This is a genomic window from Paraburkholderia sp. RL18-101-BIB-B (genome assembly GCF_046026985.1).
In the GTDB taxonomy this organism is placed as follows: domain Bacteria; phylum Pseudomonadota; class Gammaproteobacteria; order Burkholderiales; family Burkholderiaceae; genus Paraburkholderia.
This window is the reverse complement of sequence record NZ_JARESV010000011.1, coordinates 86,143-101,705: the sequence shown is the minus strand read 5'-3', so window position 1 is coordinate 101,705 and position 15,563 is coordinate 86,143. Positions and strand designations below refer to the sequence as shown.

Below are 15,563 nucleotides of genomic sequence, written 5' to 3'. Positions count from 1 at the left end.
GCGAGCCGATGAATTTTTTACTGTCCTGTAAGCTAGAAAAGCTCAATTTGGGAAGAATCGACCGCAACAATACGCATTAGTGTGTTTAAAAGAAGTAACGAGTCGTTACGTATGAACATTAATGCAGTACTAATTGCTTTGATCGCATGAAAATATCCGTCAGGCGAAACTAGTATTTTTTCGCCATAACGAATTGGGGTCGCAATAATTTGAAACGGATGCCTAACTATCTGGCACGGCTAATCGACTGAGAAATGGGCGCTAGCGCTCATTGACCCGCCGAAAAGCTCTTGGGGTTGGCGTAAAAGTGCTGGGCCTTGGGTGTAACGTTTCCTCGCGACATGGACTTCGCAGCGGAACTGTCGCTGTTTTACTGAGCCATTGACGCGCTCCGCGAAAGGGAACGCGCGATACACGATGATGGATGCCGACGTTATTTGGGGTCTGCAATAACGGGGGCGGTATCCCTCCGCTGCGCAAAAAAGGCGGTTATCCAGAGAGATAAATCGTGAGGATTCTTCAACTGGTTCATGCACCGCGCTTGTCCGGAGCAGAAGTACTCGTAAAAGGATTGGCCATTCACCATCAGCGCGGTGGCCATGAAGTCTGCATGACGTCGCTGCTCCCAGAGCAGGACGATTTCGCCGCCATTCACGCAGAACTTCAGGCGGCGGGCGTCACGTGTCTGTTTCCCGAGGTTCGCTACGGCAGGGTGGGAAAGCTGTTGCACCTGTATCGCGTGGTACGGCGGTTCCGGCCCGACTTCATCGTGGCTCACGCCACGCTTGCCGCGCTGTATGTGCGCCTCCTGCCGGTCCATACGCCGATTGCGTGGGTGATGCATTCCGGCGTCAACGACTTCGAGAACGGCGCGCTCAAGCGGGCCGAACGCCTCCTCTCGCGACGGGCGAGAGCGATCATCGGCGTGTCGCAGCAGAATATCGACGACTACCTTCGTGAGATTGGCCGGCATCCGTCCATGGTCGTGATTCCGAATGGCGTGGACGCGCAATTATTCGCGCAAGCCAACGACGCCGTCGCGCCGGATATCGGCATGCACCCGAAGCAGATCGTCCAGCTCGGCCGCTATATCGAAGGCAAGAGCCAATTGGACACGATCCGCGCGTTCGAGCGCGTGCTGCAATCGGAGCCGGAAGCGCATCTGCTGTTCTGCGGCGTTGTCGAAGATCTCGACTATCACAGAGCGGTGCTGTCGCTCGTTCGTCAACTCGGCCTGGAAAGCAAGGTGACGGTGGGCGGGCCGCGTTCCGACGTCGCCGCGATCCTGCGCGCCTCGCGTGTCTTCGCGATGCCGTCGCGTTTCGAAGCGCAGAGCATTGGTTTTCTCGAGGCGCTTGCGTCGGGTATTCCAGTCGTGGCGAGCCGGATTCCCTCGTTCGGCTTTGCGAGCGCTTTCGCCGGCGTCAACCTGGTCGATACGACCGACCCGGAAGCCTACGGCCGCGCGCTGCTGCACGCGCTCGACACGCCGCGCGCGAACCGGCAACTGGCCGGCTACACGCTGCACGACACCGCGGATCGTTACATGACGATCGCGCGCAAGTTCGTTCAGCTACAGGTTTCGGCCTGACGTCTATCGGACCGGCCGGTCCGCGCTACTGCGCGAGCCGGTCGATTCGCACTGTCTCCGAGAAAAGCCCCGGCAGTTTGCCGAGTTCCTGAGCTTCGCCCAGTGTCAGGCCGTTTCCGGATGGATAGCGCGTGAGCGCGGGCGCGCCGCCGGTGAAATAGAAATCGCCGAGAGTCGCGTCCGTCCGTCGAAACAGCACGAGTGCGGCACCCTGTCTGTCGCGCACGAATTGCGGAAACACATCCGACCAGGTCATGCCGTGCAATATCGCCGCCTGGGCTGGCGCGCTCGCCGCGCCGCTCAGGTCGAGGGTGGCGACGTCGACCATCGCTTCTTCGCTCGACTCGTCGAGATGCGGGCTCAGCAAAATCAGCGTGTTGCTGTCGCGGCCGTGCACGGCGCCCATTGTCACCTTCACGAAGTTGGGGGCGAAACTTGCCGGCAAGACGTTGCGTTCGCCGACGCTCATGCGCGAGCCCTCGTTGGTGATGGGCGTGAGCGCGAGGCGGCGGTTCGCGCCGTCGACCGCGACCAGCGAGGCGCGCGCGCCCGCCGTTTCGCGCACCAGCAGATTGACGTTCTGCGGCAGGTTTTTGGCCTGCGCCCAGAGCGCCGGCGCCGCTCCCGTTGAGACGCCCGATCCTTGCGAAGACGCGATCCACAGATCGAGCCCACTGTCGGGCCGCTTCTGCGCGATCAGCACGCTGGCCCGTCCCGTTCCCGTGAAGTCCGCCGCCACATATTGCTGCGTCAGTTCCGGCTTGAACGCATTGCTGGTCTGCAGCCAGAGGCGCGGCGCCTCGAACCGGTCGCCGGCACTGCGGAGCAACCAGAATGCGGTCCCGCCCTGGCGCGCCGCGACGATCATCAGATCCGCCTTGCCGTCGCCGTCGAAATCGCCGAGCAGGAAGCGCACGCTGTCGAAGCACAGTTTGTCGCCGGCACAGCTCGGTGCGGTAGCCAGAGGATCGAATGGGACGGCGCCCGCGTACCAGAGCGCGGGCGGCGACGCTTTCGCGAGCGACGCGGCATACACGTCGAATCCCGGGCCGTCGTGTTGCCGCTGAACGTACACGGCGGACTGCTCGCCCGAGCCGGCGATGTCGCCGACCATCGCCGTGGCGAGCCTCAGGTCGTTCGCCTGGGTGCGTTGCGTGGTGGCCCAACGGTAGCGGGTGGTGAGCGCGGTGCAGCCGCGCATGGTCAGCTTGCCATCGTTTTCGCCGAGGCAATGCCGCATCGGCGTATAGACGAGGCCGAAGTCCCACGGCGTCCAGCGCTGTGCCAGGTCCCATTGATCGCAAGTCTCGGCGACCAGATAGCCGTCGCGCTCGGCGATGCATTGCGAAGTCGCGACGCTCACGAGCGCCGCGTTGCGCGTATTGCCGGGATACACGGTCAGCGGATCCCATCGCCATTGCTGCGTGGACGAGTCCGTGCACGCGGCGAGTGTCGGCGCGCGGCCTGGACCCGCGGAGGTCAGGCAGCGGCTCGCCGCCGCATTGAAGAGCTGAATCGGATGAGACACGAAATCGGGCACGCGGCGATCGGAGCGATCGGCAAACGCATAGCGGCGCGAAATCCAGTTGCCGTCCCATTGAAACTCGCCGAATACATGCGACGACTCGCTGCCGTCGATCGAAAAATAGCTGGCGACGATGTCGCGCTTACGCTGCACTTCGGCGGCGGGAAGATTGCCGGGCCAGCCGCCGGTCGGATAGGTGACGTGATAGACGATCGGGACGCCTTTGCCGAGCGTCTGCGCGACGTGGCGGGTAATGCGCGCGGAATAGATGTGATCGGGATGCTCGATAAACGGAACGGTGTCCGGATTGAGCGTGTAGATCAGCGTCGCTTGCGCGAGTATCACTTTCAACGTGGCCGACAACGCGTCGCGATCGTATTTCACGCGTACGGAGCCGTCCGCGTTCATCGGATAAGTGGAGATCGTGGCGTGCTGCTCCCACAGCAGGCCGAGCGGCACGCGGCCGCCGCGCACGGCGCCGCCGGGCAGGCGCAATTCGAGCAGGCGCACCTGCGGCCGGGCCTTCAGCACCATTTGATGCACGAGCTTGCCGGCAATCGTCACGTTGGATTCGAGCCACTCGTCAGGCACGCCTGCCATGCGCGCATAGGCGAGCCGCGAGGCCCGCTCGCGCGTTTGAACATAAGCGAAGTCCCCGCCGTTGGCGCCGCCGATCAGATGCACCGTGGTGATACACCAGCCCGCGTCGAGACGCTCGCTGATGGCGGGGTCCACGAAGAGCAGATCGTCGTCGAGGTGCGCGACCACAGTGACCAGCGTGCCGGCGCCGCAATCGGCCGCGCGCGCCGTGCCCGGCAGGAAGGTGAAGAAGAAAACCGCGAGTAAAGCAGTGAAAGAATCGCGAACGAGCCTGATTGCCGGTAGTCGCATAGTGATTCGAGCTCTGACGGTGAGCTCGCATCATACTGTAGCGACCGTGGCCGGCACGTTACCGAACTCACAGTCAGCGCCAGATTGCGATGCGGCGCGGGTTCAGGCCCGCGTGATGGCTTGCTCCCGTATCAGCGGAAATAGGCCTTGGTGTTTTCGTGGACGTCCGCGCGCGCGAGCAGTTCCGAAGGCGCAAGCCACACATATTCGCTGTGCTGCTCGGGCCGTCCGAGCGGTGCGGTGCCCGTGAGCGTCAGCGAATAGGCGAGCACGATGTAATGCGTCGACACGTCCGGCTCGCCCGCGAAGTTGTCGCTGTAGTGATGTTCGAACACGCCTTCGAAGCGTGCCGTCGAGCGCGCCAGTTGCGCAATGCCCAACTCGGCGTCGGCGATGCGCGTGAACGCGGCGTCGAGTGTTTCGTCTTTATGAATGCGGCCACCGGGAACGAACCATGTGCCACGGGCAGGGCGGTTGCGGCGTCGGCCGATCAGCACGCGCCCTTGAGCATCGCTGACGATCAGATCGAATGCGACCAGGGGCGTGAGGCGGACCACGTCCAGGAAATCGATCTCGGTCAGCAGCATGTCATCTCCCCCGCTTCTCGCGCTGGTTGAGCGCCAGGTCAGCTAGTAGTCACGATGTTGATCATCGTCCCGCGTGAGCCGGCTTGAGACGCTCGTCAGAAGAAGCGCGAGCACAATCGCGCCGATCGTCGCAAAGAGAAATGCGCCGATCATCGCGGCCAGTATCAGCATCATCCATGCAAGGCCGCTCATGTTTCGGCTCCAGCGTGTTGATAGGCATGCTAACGTGCCTCCGCCTGCATACTATGTGCGCCAAGGGCCACAGAACCTGTCACATCACGCCGAACTATCGTCACATCGCGCCGCTAATGCGCCATGTAACCCTCGGGCGTGGTGACTGCGTTCCTGAAGACTTCGGCATTGCCGGAGACGACATAGACCGGCGCGGGCGAGAGTTTCAGGCTAGCCATTCCGTCGCGGTAGGGCACGCTCGTCGCGTTGCCCATCATGTCGAACGCCGTCACTTCGCCGGTCGTGCCGGGCGCGTCGACCCGCAGCCGATAGTCCACGCTGCGGCTCGCGTCGAAGCCGCTTTTGGCGTTCCACTTGTCGTTGTCATGCGTCCATAACGCGGTCACGATCTTGCCGCCGCCGAGCCGGCGGAACGCGTAGGCGTAGACGCCTTGGGGCAGATCCTTGAGCGGGCCGAGCGTGTCGGTGCCGTCGATGATTCGCGTCATCGCCGCCACCGCGAGCGCCGCGGGTTTCGGGCTGATGCGGGAAGGACCGTAGGCGCCTTTCGGATGATCGAGCTCGAAGAAAATGCCGTAGCCCGGCGCGGCGTCCGGCATATCCGCTAGATAGAACACGTAGGTCATGTCGGCGCCTTCGCCGAGCAAAATCAGATGCGTGCGCGCCGTCACGGCAGCCTGTGCATACAGCACGTTCGCGCCCGGATAGTTCTTGCCATACGACTGCCCGATGTCGTAGCTGATGCCGGTTTCAGTCACGAAGAGCGGCGCGCCGGGCTTCAGGTAAAGACGCATTTCGTGGCGCAGCGCCCGCATCGCGGCGGGCAACGCGCCTGGCACCGTGCCCTGATTGCCGGAATCCGCGGCGCGCTCGGGCGGATGCGAAGGCGTCGTGCCGATGTCGTAGTAACCGTGAATCGTCATGCCGTCCATATAGCGGCCGATTCCAAGCGGGCCGAGCTTGCGCATCCATGTGACGTTGCCCTGCACCGACGAATAGGTCAGACCCATTACCACCGCATGCGGATCCGTCTGATGGATGCCCTCCCAGACCGCCTTGTACATGGCGATGAAATTCGCGTCCGTGTCGCGCCACGGCAGACCGCCGTCGGCGTCCGGTTCCCACGTCACCTGATAGTAGTTGTCGCGCTGTTTGGGAAAGTAAGTCATGCGAACGCGATTCGACTCGGCGCCCACTTTGGCCATGTAGTCCTTCATTTGTGCGAGCGAGGTCGGCACATAGCTGTGGGTCTCCTTGTTCGTCGGACTTGCCCACTGCGGAATGCCGTCGAGCTGGATCAGCCGCAGCAGGTCGCCGCGCCGGAAGAAGGGCGTGAGCTGTTTGCTCGCGGGGTCGAACGTGCCGGTTTTTTTCGGCTCCTCCATATACCAGTTGCGATTGTCGTTGACCCACGTGAGGCCGAGAGCGGTATAGACCGGCCGATAGCCGTCGCCGTCGCAGCAGTGCTGACCCGGCGCAAGATAAGCGGCCCCCTGTCCGCCGAACCGATGCAGATCTTCATACGGAAAACGCACGCCGGGTAACGCAGCGGAGGGATCCGGCAGCACGCCGAAGGTGACGATGCCCGCGGGACGCGTGCCGCGCGATTCGAACTGCCCGTGTCCGCGTTCCAGCGATGCGGACACCGCGAAGTAGCCCGCCACGCTCGACGCGCAGCTCAACGTGGACAGCGTCGCACCAGCTGCAACGGGAAAGCGTCCGCTGGCGCGCACGGCATTCCATGTGTCGCGTATCTGCCAGTTGAGCGTGTCGGCTTGCGCTGGGCGGGTGGCGAAAACCAGCGCGAACGGTTTGTTCATGGCGAAGAGACGCGTGCCGTCGCTGGGCGTGTCGGCTTCGAGCAGATCGCCGCTCGCGGCCGTGGGGACCTGTGACGAAGGCGCTGAGCAACGCAGCCCTTGTCCGGGCGGCGCCTTCAGGTCCGTGGGTGTGGCGGATTGCATTGCCGCATTCGGCGTTGCGTCCTGCTTCGCGACAGACGCGGTTGCATTATTCGCCACCGTTGGCGCCATCGCGCAACGCTTCTCCACGCCCGGTGCAGGATCGCCGAATACGCCGTTGTTGCACTCCGCGCTGTTCGAGAACGTTTTGACGACGTGCTGTTGTGCAGTGCCATACAGCACGTCGCGCGTGCCGTTGAAACGGCAGGTGCCGTATTCCGCCGCACACGGCGTCCACTTTCTGCCGTCCGCGGTGAATTCGCCATTGCCCCCACCATTTGCCTGCGGCGCAGCATCGGCCGCAGCGCATCGACCGGCCGCGAGGCCGAGCAGGACGACGGCCGTCACCGAGGCGGCAATGCCACTCCTCAGTCCTCGACTGCCGCCGGAAAAGCCGTCGACGCGCTTTCGCGGCGCGCGCTGTTCGCGTACATTCGACATGTGTTCCCCGTGTCGTTCGCTGTCCTTCCAAGGCAACAGACGCGTCGCCGAACTACTAGTTCACCAGGTCAAAGCCGCCTCGACCCGCCTCTCGAAGCAATGTGTTGCGGAAACCGCATAGTGTATTTCCGCAAACCGCTGGCGGAAATAGCCCGGTTGCCACTCGACACATTCCGCCACTGGCCCGTCTATTGCCGTGCCGCCTAAAGTGGTCTTATTCCCGTGTTTCACGTTTGAAACATTAATCGTCACGTTTATATCCGTGAGATCCAATAACAACCAACTAAATAATTTTGTCGCACTCTCAAGTGCTTATATTGGATGTTCGTTTTACTTATTGCCATCCCCGCGGATATATCGTCAGAAGAAACCCAAGTAGGCAAGGGGCGCGGCGGGCGCTGGAATAGCGAAGCAGGTTGCGCTCATTCTGGCGTCCCGATGGGAAAAAGTCACTTCAAATCGGCATGGCGATGGATGGATCAAATTGTAACTGCGCCGTTTTCGAGTAGTCGTGGTGTGTGCGGTGGCGTACGAAATGGCGCTTTTATTTGCATTAACATTCGCAGAATGCCAATTCATTCCTATGTGGAATCGGCAATTAATTCGTTGAAAAGACGGCGGTAGTGGGGGTGTTCCGAAAATCCCTGGTTGGTCACCCTGTCCATACGCCAACATGTCTGCGCTTTCGGTCATGGCGGCTAAATGCTTGATTGGCGGTGACTATGATGCGCTGCACAGAGGCCGGCCTCTCTGCGGCCGTCCAAGGTGAAAAGTAGATCCGTTTTCTGGTGAGAGGATGACTATGACCTGCGCGAGTCTCGAGTCCGCAATGCTGCGCTGGGTGCACGCTCCAAACAAGGGTATGCGTCGCATCGCGATACTGATGTTCAACGACTGCTCGCTGCAGGGAGCCGGGGTCGTTGCCGAGGTGTTCCAGGCAGCGAACGAAATGGCTTCGTCTGGCTCGGGCGGCTGGTTATACGACGTGTCCTTCCTGTCGGCCGATGGCGGCATGGTGACTTCGTCGTCCGCGCTGCGGGTCTGGACAGACGGCCTCGACGCGCGGCATTACGGTGGTTTCGACGCGTTGTATGTGGCGGGCGGCAAAGGCGCATTCGCCGCCGCCGGCGATGAACGCCTGATCGCGTGGCTGCGCCGTGTGCGCCGCAACACCGGCATGATCCGGCCGATCGCGGAGGGCCGCGCGCTGCTCGAGGCGGCGTATGTGCCCGACAGCAAGGAAGGTGGCGACTCACAGGCGCAGCCGGTGTCGGCGCGCCAGCCGGAACAGACGGCCGATGCGGGCGATCGCCTCGAATCGATGCGAAGCGCGCTCGCCATGATCAAGCGCGATCTCGGCGGCGCCACGGCGCGTACGGTTGCCGAGCGCCTGTTGGCGGATTCGTGCTCGAATCTCGCGCCGCTGCTCGGCGAAGACGGTGGTCTGAGTCCCGGCGACAAGGTGCGCGCGGCAGCTCGCTGGCTGCAAGAGAACTGCCAGCAGGCGATTTCGATTGCCGACGCGGCGCAGTTCGCCGCGATGAGCGAGCGCAACTTTCTGCGCCGCTTCAAGATGGAAATGGGCATTACGCCCTCGAGTTTTCTGTTGCACGAACGCCTTGCGGTGACTTGCAGCCTGTTGACCGAATCGGAATTGCCGGTCGACAAGATTGCCCGGCGCACGGGTATGGGTAACGGCGACCGCCTCGCGAAAGTGTTTCGCAAGCGGATGAGAATTTCGCCGACCGAATTTCGGATTCAAAGTCGCCGACTAGTCGGCGAATAGCGCGACGGGGCCAGCCGGATCGCCGTGGCAACACGGCATCCGGTCCGTACTTCCGTTGATCTTTGGAAATTATAAGGAATGCGAATATGTCGAATCAGGGAGCTGTAGGCACCGCGTCGGTCGCCCCGACCGGTGCGGATGGCGCGACGGCAGGCGCGCGTTGCGCGCGCATCGTCCCGGTGATCCTGGCGGGCGGTTCGGGCACGCGCCTGTGGCCGGTGTCGCGGGAAAACTATCCGAAGCAACTGATCGACGTAGTCGGTTCCGACTCGCTGCTGCAAGCCACCGCGCGGCGCATGGAAGGCTTTCCGGCCGGCTGGAGCGTGGACGCATCGCCGATCATCGTATGCGGCGAAGAACATCGCTTCGTGATCGCAGAACAACTTCATGAAAATGGCGTCGACGCTCGTCTTATTGTCGAGCCGGCGCGACGCGATACGGCGCCTGCGCTGACGCTGGCGGCGTCGCTGGCGTGCGCGGATGGTAGCGACGCGATTCTGGTCGTCATGCCCGCGGATCATTCGATCGCCGACGTGCCCGCCTTGCAGGCCGCGCTGGAACTCGCGGCACGCTATGCGGAGCAGGGCTCGATCGCGACGCTGGGCGTGCCGCCCACGCGCCCCGACACGGGCTTCGGTTATATCCGCATCGGTGCCGAACTGGCGGGCGGCGGCCATGCGATCGACGGTTTCGTCGAAAAGCCCGCGGAAGAACTCGCGGCGAAGTACGTCGCGGCGGGCATGTACTGGTGGAACAGCGGCATCTTCATCGTCCGCGCCAGCGTGTGGCTCGATACGTTGAAGCGTCTGCAACCGGAAATGCACGCGGCCTGCGAACGCGCATTCACCGGCGGCCGTGTCGACGGCGCGTATTTCCGGCCGTTGGTCGATGCGTTCCTCAGTACGCCGGCGAATTCGATCGACTACGCGGTGATGGAGCGCCTGACCGAGACGGCCGAGCCGGAAACGACGGATGGCGCGGCTGCGAGCGCGCCGGCGACGCCCGCCGGCGTGGTGGTCGGACTGGATGCGGGCTGGTCGGACCTGGGTTCCTGGGACGCCGTCTGGGCCGCGATGGAGAAGGACGCCAACGGTAACGCTGGACGCGGCCGGGTGACGTTCGAAGGCGCGGTATCGAGCTACGCGCATTCGGAAGGGCGGCTGGTCGCCTGCGTCGGCACCACCAATGTCGTGGTGGTCGAAACCGCCGACGCGGTGCTGGTGGTCGACCGCTCGCACGTGCAGGACGTGAAGGGTCTGGTGTCGCGCATCAAGGCGCAGCACGCGCCGGAGGCCGACGCGCATCGCAAGGTGCGCCGCCCGTGGGGTTTCTACGATTCGATCGACCATGGCGAGCGTTTCCAGGTCAAGCGGATCGTCGTGACGCCGGGCGCGCAACTGTCGTTGCAATTGCATCACCACCGCGCGGAACACTGGGTCGTCGTGCGCGGCACGGCGCTCGTCACTCGCGGTGAAGAGCAGTTTCTGTTGAGTGAAAACGAATCGACTTACATTCCGCTCGGCACCCGCCACCGGCTCGAAAACCCGGGCAAGGTGCCGCTCGAAATCATTGAAATCCAGTCAGGCACCTATCTCGGTGAAGACGACATTGTGAGGTTTAACGACAACTACGGCCGCTGCTCCTAAACAGCACGCCGGACTCAACTGCGGACAAGAACGGCAAGAACGAGGTGACCAAAATGCGCAAGTTTCAGGATTTGCTCGCGCGGGTTTTCGATGTTGCATTGGTGTTGGCGGGAGCGGCGGTGGCGTCGCAAATCCGCTTTGATTACCTCGCTCAATCCGGGTTCTATTGGGCGCTCGTGATGTTTTCCGCGGCCTTCGCGCTGGCCATCTTTCCGGCGTTCGGCGTCTACGAATCATGGCGCGGCCGCTCCAAGCTGGTGCTGGCCGGCCAGGTGTCGCTCGCGTGGCTGATGGTGCAGGGCAGCGCGCTCGTGTTGATGTATTCGCTGCATCGGATCGACTTCGTGTCGCGGCTGTGGTTCTCGTACTGGACGGCGGTGACCGGCGGCCTGCTGATCGCGTACCGGCTGATGACGCATGCCGTGCTGGCGAGCGCGCGCAGCGCCGGGATGAATCTGCACCAGGTCGCCATTGTCGGCAGCGGCTCGCAGTGCGACGCGATCATTCGCCGGATCAACGCCGCGCCGACCACCGGTTTTCGCGCCACGGCCGTGTACAACGCGCGTCCGGACGTGTCGTCGGTCGCGAGCCCGGGCGTGCCGGTGTTCGATACCGTCGATGCTTTGGCCGGCTACATGCGGACCAACGACGTGCATGAACTGTGGCTGATGCTGTCGCTTTCCGAAGAGCCGTTGATCTGTTCGCTGGTCGGCGAATTCCGCGACGATCTGGTGAACATCCGTTTCATGCCGGACGTGCGCAGCCTCGCGCTCTTCGAGGGCAGCGGCGTGATCGATCTGCTCGGCGTGCCGGCGATCAATCTCGTGGCTTCGCCGCTGTCCGCCAGTTCGATGCTGAAGAAGGAAATTTTCGACCGTCTGTTCGCGTTGACCGCGCTGATCGCTCTTGCACCGGTCATGCTCGCCATTGCGATCGCGGTGAAGCTGTCGTCGCGCGGTCCGGTTCTGTTCAAGCAGAAACGCAAAGGCGCAGACGGTCACGTATTCACGATTTACAAGTTTCGCTCGATGCGTTTGCATATCGAGCCAAAAGGCACCGTCAGGCAGGCCACGCGCAACGATCCGCGCGTGACCAAAGTGGGCGCTTTCCTGCGCCGCACGAGCCTCGACGAACTGCCGCAATTCTACAACGTGTTGCGTGGCGACATGTCGGTCGTAGGACCGCGTCCCCATGCACTCGAGCACGACGACCTCTATCAGAAAGTGGTCGCGGGCTATATCAATCGCTACCGCATAAAACCGGGGATTACGGGGTGGGCACAGATCAACGGTTTTCGTGGCGAAACCGACCGCATCGAAAAGATGGAACGTCGTGTCGAACATGACCTGTATTACCTGGGCCATTGGTCGTTCGCACTCGACATGCGGATTATCGGCGCGACGATAGTCGCCGGACTGGTGCATCGAAACGCTTATTAGTTGTTAAAAACGCTACGCGCTTTCTACTTTGAGGAAAAACGCCGTGGCACAAGGAGGAAACATCATGAGCTCGCTTGGTCTACGCACGGGAAGTCTCCTGGTTTTCGCTACTGCAACGTTGATTTCCGGATGCGGCATCGCTCCGGGTCAGCGGATGGTCACGCCTGCGGCAATTCAGGACACGGGTGGTGATTACAGTACTGAAGCGGCATCGCAACAGCAGATCCCGATTACCGATATCAACCTCGCGCTGCTGCGCAAGATGAACCAGGCTCAGACGAGCTCGGCGCTGCCGCCGGCAACGGTCGCGTTGTTCGGCAAGCCGACCGTTTACAAGGTCGGCCCCGGCGACGTGCTGCAGATCGTCGTATGGGATCACCCGGAACTGGCTGCCGCACTCGGTCAGCCGGCACAGAACACGAAGACGACGGATGCCGCACCTGGCTTCCTGATCGACGAAAACGGCGATGTGCAGTTTCCGTACGCAGGCAACGTGCATGTGGCGGGCAGGGACGTCGCCTCGATCCAGAAGGACCTGGCGAAGCGTCTGAGCAAGGTGTACCAGAAGCCGGAAGTGACGGTGCGGGTGGCCTCGTTCCGCGCGCAGCAGGTTTATGTCGACGGTGAAGTGCGCACGCCTGGCTCTCAGGCTGTCAACGACATTCCGATGTCGCTGACGACCGCGATCAGCTTGAGCGGCGGCCTCAGCGCGAATGCGGATCGCAGCCGCGTGGTGTTGATCCGCAATGGCGTCCCGTATCAGCTCAACCTCGACGATCTGATCAAGCGTGGCAAAAATCCGTCGGACATCTATCTGCAACCGGGCGACATGCTGCGGGTGGCGTCGCGCGAAGACAGCGGTGTCTACGTGATGGGCGAGGTCAACAAGCCGGCGACCATCCTGCCGATGCGCAACGGCTCGTTGACGCTTTCGCAGGCGATCTCCGACAGCGGCAGCTTCGACTCGAACACGGCCGCGGCCCGGCAACTGTTCGTGATTCGCAACTCGACGAGCGAAGCGCCTGAGGTGTACCACCTCGACGCGACCTCGCCGGTGTCGATGGTGCTCGCCAATCAGTTCGAACTGCAGCCGAAGGACGTGGTGTATGTCGGTCAAGGCGGGCTGGTCCGCTTCAACCGTGTGTTGAACCTGCTGCTGCCGGCAATCAATGCGGCTGTGACGGGCGCCGTCCTCGCGAAATAGTAACCGTACAACGTGATCTTGAACCGCCGGGCTTTGTTGGGTGAAGAAAATGGCAATCAACTTTGAAAACCGTTACACCGACGTGTCCGGTCCGGACGAGCTTCACTTGTCGGACTATCTGCGGACGATCGTGCGAGGTTGGCGCACGATCGTGATGGTGACGCTGATCGCGCTCGCGCTGGGGTGCGCGTACGCTTTCCTCGCGCCGCCGACGTACCGCGCGGATGTGCTGTTTCACGTCGAGGACAAGACGGCGAATGCCAATGCGAACGGCAAGGATTCCTTGCCGCCGCTCACCGGCATGTTCGACACCAAGCCTTCGACGGCGGCCGAGATCGAGTTGCTGAAGTCGCGGCTCGTCACGGAAGAAACCGTCAAGAAACTGCACCTCGATATCACGGCTACGCCGCGCTATTTTCCGCTCATCGGCGGAATGATTGCGGGCTTGGTGAACGGGCAATGGGGCTTTAAGTTGCCGCAGTTCATCAACCTGTCCGGCTATGCATGGGGTGACGAGAGCATTTCGGTGTCGCGGTTCGACACCTCGAAGGAGATGTACGACGCGACTTTCACGCTGATTTCCGGCAATGACGGGTCGTACGTGCTGCGGGACAAGAACGGTATTGCGATTCTGTCGGGGAAAGTCGGCGAAACCGTGGAAACGGATACCGCCGACGGCCCGATCACGCTGCGCGTCGACAAGCTGGTCGGCGCCGCGGGCTCGCGTTTCGAATTGCAGCGCGCGTCGACGCTGAGCACCGTGGACCGTTTGCAAAAAGCTTTGTTGGTGCAGGAAACCACGCTGCAATCCGGCGTGATCCGCGCGAGCCTTGAAGGCGGCGACGCCGGCCTGACGGCCGCGATCGTCAACAGCATGGCGCGCGAGTTCGTGCGTCAGGATGTGGAGAGCCGGTCGACCGAGGCCGAGCACATGCTGGCCTTTCTCGATCAACAACTGCCGGGCTTGCGCAAGGAACTCGACGACGCCGAGCAACGCTACAACAAGTTCCGCAACACGCACGGCACGGTCGATCTGGGTGAAGAAAGCCGCCTGCTGCTGCAACAGATCGTCGATAACAAGACCAAGCTGATGGATCTGCAGCAGCAACGCGCGGAGATGTCGCAACGCTTCACGGCGAATCACCCGGCGGTGGCCTCGCTCGACGCGCAGATCGCCGCGTTGCAAGGCGCGGCAGCCAACATGAATCGCAGCGTGGCGGTGATGCCGGATACGGAGCAAACCGCATTGCGGCTGCTACGCGACGTGCACGTCGATACGGAGCTGTACACGAATCTGCTGAATAGCGCGCAGCAACTGCGCGTGGCGAAAGCGGGACAAGTCGGCAACGTGCGCGTGGTCGACTTCGCCGAAGCACCTGATGAACCGGTGCGTCCGAAGCGCGTGATCGCGATCCTGATCGCGCTCGGAGGCGGCCTCGTGCTCGGCATTCTGCTGACCTTCTTCAAGCGCGCGATGTACGGCGGCGTGGAACGTCCGGACGAACTCGAAGGCATGCTCGGCGTGCCGGTGTTCGCGGTGGTGCCGCGCAGCCAGACCCAGTTGAAGCTGCAGGAAAACGTCATGCTGCGCCGTCGCGGGCTGCATGTGCTGGCGCAGCAGGCGCCGGAAGACATCGCCGTGGAAGGCGTGCGCAATCTGCGCACCTCGTTGCAGCTCTCGCTCGATCACGCCGAGAACAACGTGGTGATGATCACCGGCTCGCGGCCCGATTCCGGCAAGTCGTTCCTGTCGGTGAATCTGGCGGCGCTGGTGGCGTCGGCGAACAAGCGCGTGCTGATCATCGACGGCGACATGCGGCGCGGCGACGTGCACTCGCATTTCGGTGTCGCGCATCAGCCGGGTCTGTCCGACGTGCTGAGCGGCGGTGACCTGAGCTCGATGATCCAGCGCGACGTGTTGCCGGGTCTCGACGTGCTCGCCAAGGGCACGCTGCCCTCGCATCCTGCCGAACTGCTGATGAGCAAGCGTTTCGAAACGATGCTCGAAGAACTGAAGTCGCACTACGACCTCGTGATCGTCGACACGCCGCCGGTTCTGGCAGTGACCGACTCGACGGTGATCGGCAAGTACGCGGGCACGACGCTGCTGGTGGTGCGCCACGGCCGTCACCCGCTCAACGAGGTCATGGAGACGGCCAAGCGGCTGCGCAATGGCGGCGTGGGGCTCAGAGGCGTGCTGCTGACCGATGTGCCGCAGGAAGGCGCGTTCCTCGGCTCGGGCTATCAGGGCGGCTACTACGGCTACGACAGCATCGCCGGCTGAGACAGCGGCCGACTGC

10 protein-coding genes are annotated in these 15,563 nt (G+C 62.6%); 6 read left to right on the top strand and 4 right to left on the bottom strand.

Annotated elements, in window-relative coordinates; all coding sequences use genetic code 11:
• Positions 1-508: 508 nt before the first annotated feature.
• A complete protein-coding gene (locus P0D73_RS18260; protein WP_408178819.1) occupies positions 509-1,591 on the top strand; it encodes a glycosyltransferase family 4 protein in 1,083 nt (360 codons plus the stop codon).
• Between the two features lie 25 nt (positions 1,592-1,616).
• On the opposite strand, the gene P0D73_RS18255 is transcribed toward P0D73_RS18260, so the two are convergent.
• The 4 genes from P0D73_RS18255 to P0D73_RS18240 form a co-directional block, all read right to left on the bottom strand.
• On the bottom strand, positions 1,617-4,007 hold the full coding sequence (locus P0D73_RS18255) for a PIG-L family deacetylase (protein ID WP_408178818.1): 2,391 nt from the start codon (positions 4,005-4,007) through the stop codon (positions 1,617-1,619).
• 131 nt (positions 4,008-4,138) lie between these two features.
• Positions 4,139-4,591, bottom strand: coding sequence for a GDP-mannose mannosyl hydrolase (locus P0D73_RS18250; protein WP_132376976.1), 453 nt, complete (start codon positions 4,589-4,591; stop codon positions 4,139-4,141).
• 45 nt (positions 4,592-4,636) lie between these two features.
• The gene (locus tag P0D73_RS18245) at positions 4,637-4,786 is read right to left on the bottom strand and encodes a hypothetical protein (RefSeq protein ID WP_408178817.1); all 150 of its coding nucleotides are present in this window, start codon (positions 4,784-4,786) and stop codon (positions 4,637-4,639) included.
• Between the two features lie 113 nt (positions 4,787-4,899).
• A complete protein-coding gene (locus tag P0D73_RS18240; protein ID WP_408283296.1) occupies positions 4,900-7,188 on the bottom strand; it encodes a hypothetical protein in 2,289 nt (762 codons plus the stop codon).
• A gap of 802 nt (positions 7,189-7,990) precedes the next feature.
• Between P0D73_RS18240 and P0D73_RS18235 the strand changes: the two genes are divergently transcribed.
• The 5 genes from P0D73_RS18235 to P0D73_RS18215 all read left to right on the top strand — a co-directional run bounded on the left by P0D73_RS18235 (position 7,991) and on the right by P0D73_RS18215 (position 15,547).
• Positions 7,991-8,974: a helix-turn-helix domain-containing protein gene (locus P0D73_RS18235; protein ID WP_132376975.1), complete on the top strand. Its 984-nt coding sequence runs from the start codon at positions 7,991-7,993 to the stop codon at positions 8,972-8,974.
• 86 nt (positions 8,975-9,060) lie between these two features.
• Positions 9,061-10,620, top strand: coding sequence for a mannose-1-phosphate guanylyltransferase/mannose-6-phosphate isomerase (locus P0D73_RS18230; protein WP_408432399.1), 1,560 nt, complete (start codon positions 9,061-9,063; stop codon positions 10,618-10,620).
• A 53-nt stretch (positions 10,621-10,673) separates the two neighbouring features.
• Positions 10,674-12,059 carry an undecaprenyl-phosphate glucose phosphotransferase gene (locus P0D73_RS18225; RefSeq protein ID WP_342960127.1) on the top strand — a complete coding sequence of 462 codons (1,386 nt, stop codon included), beginning with the start codon at positions 10,674-10,676 and terminating at the stop codon, positions 12,057-12,059.
• 64 nt (positions 12,060-12,123) lie between these two features.
• Positions 12,124-13,263 carry a polysaccharide biosynthesis/export family protein gene (locus P0D73_RS18220; protein WP_408178814.1) on the top strand — a complete coding sequence of 380 codons (1,140 nt, stop codon included), beginning with the start codon at positions 12,124-12,126 and terminating at the stop codon, positions 13,261-13,263.
• A gap of 49 nt (positions 13,264-13,312) precedes the next feature.
• Positions 13,313-15,547, top strand: coding sequence for a polysaccharide biosynthesis tyrosine autokinase (locus tag P0D73_RS18215; RefSeq protein WP_132375930.1), 2,235 nt, complete (start codon positions 13,313-13,315; stop codon positions 15,545-15,547).
• Positions 15,548-15,563 lie beyond the last annotated feature (16 nt).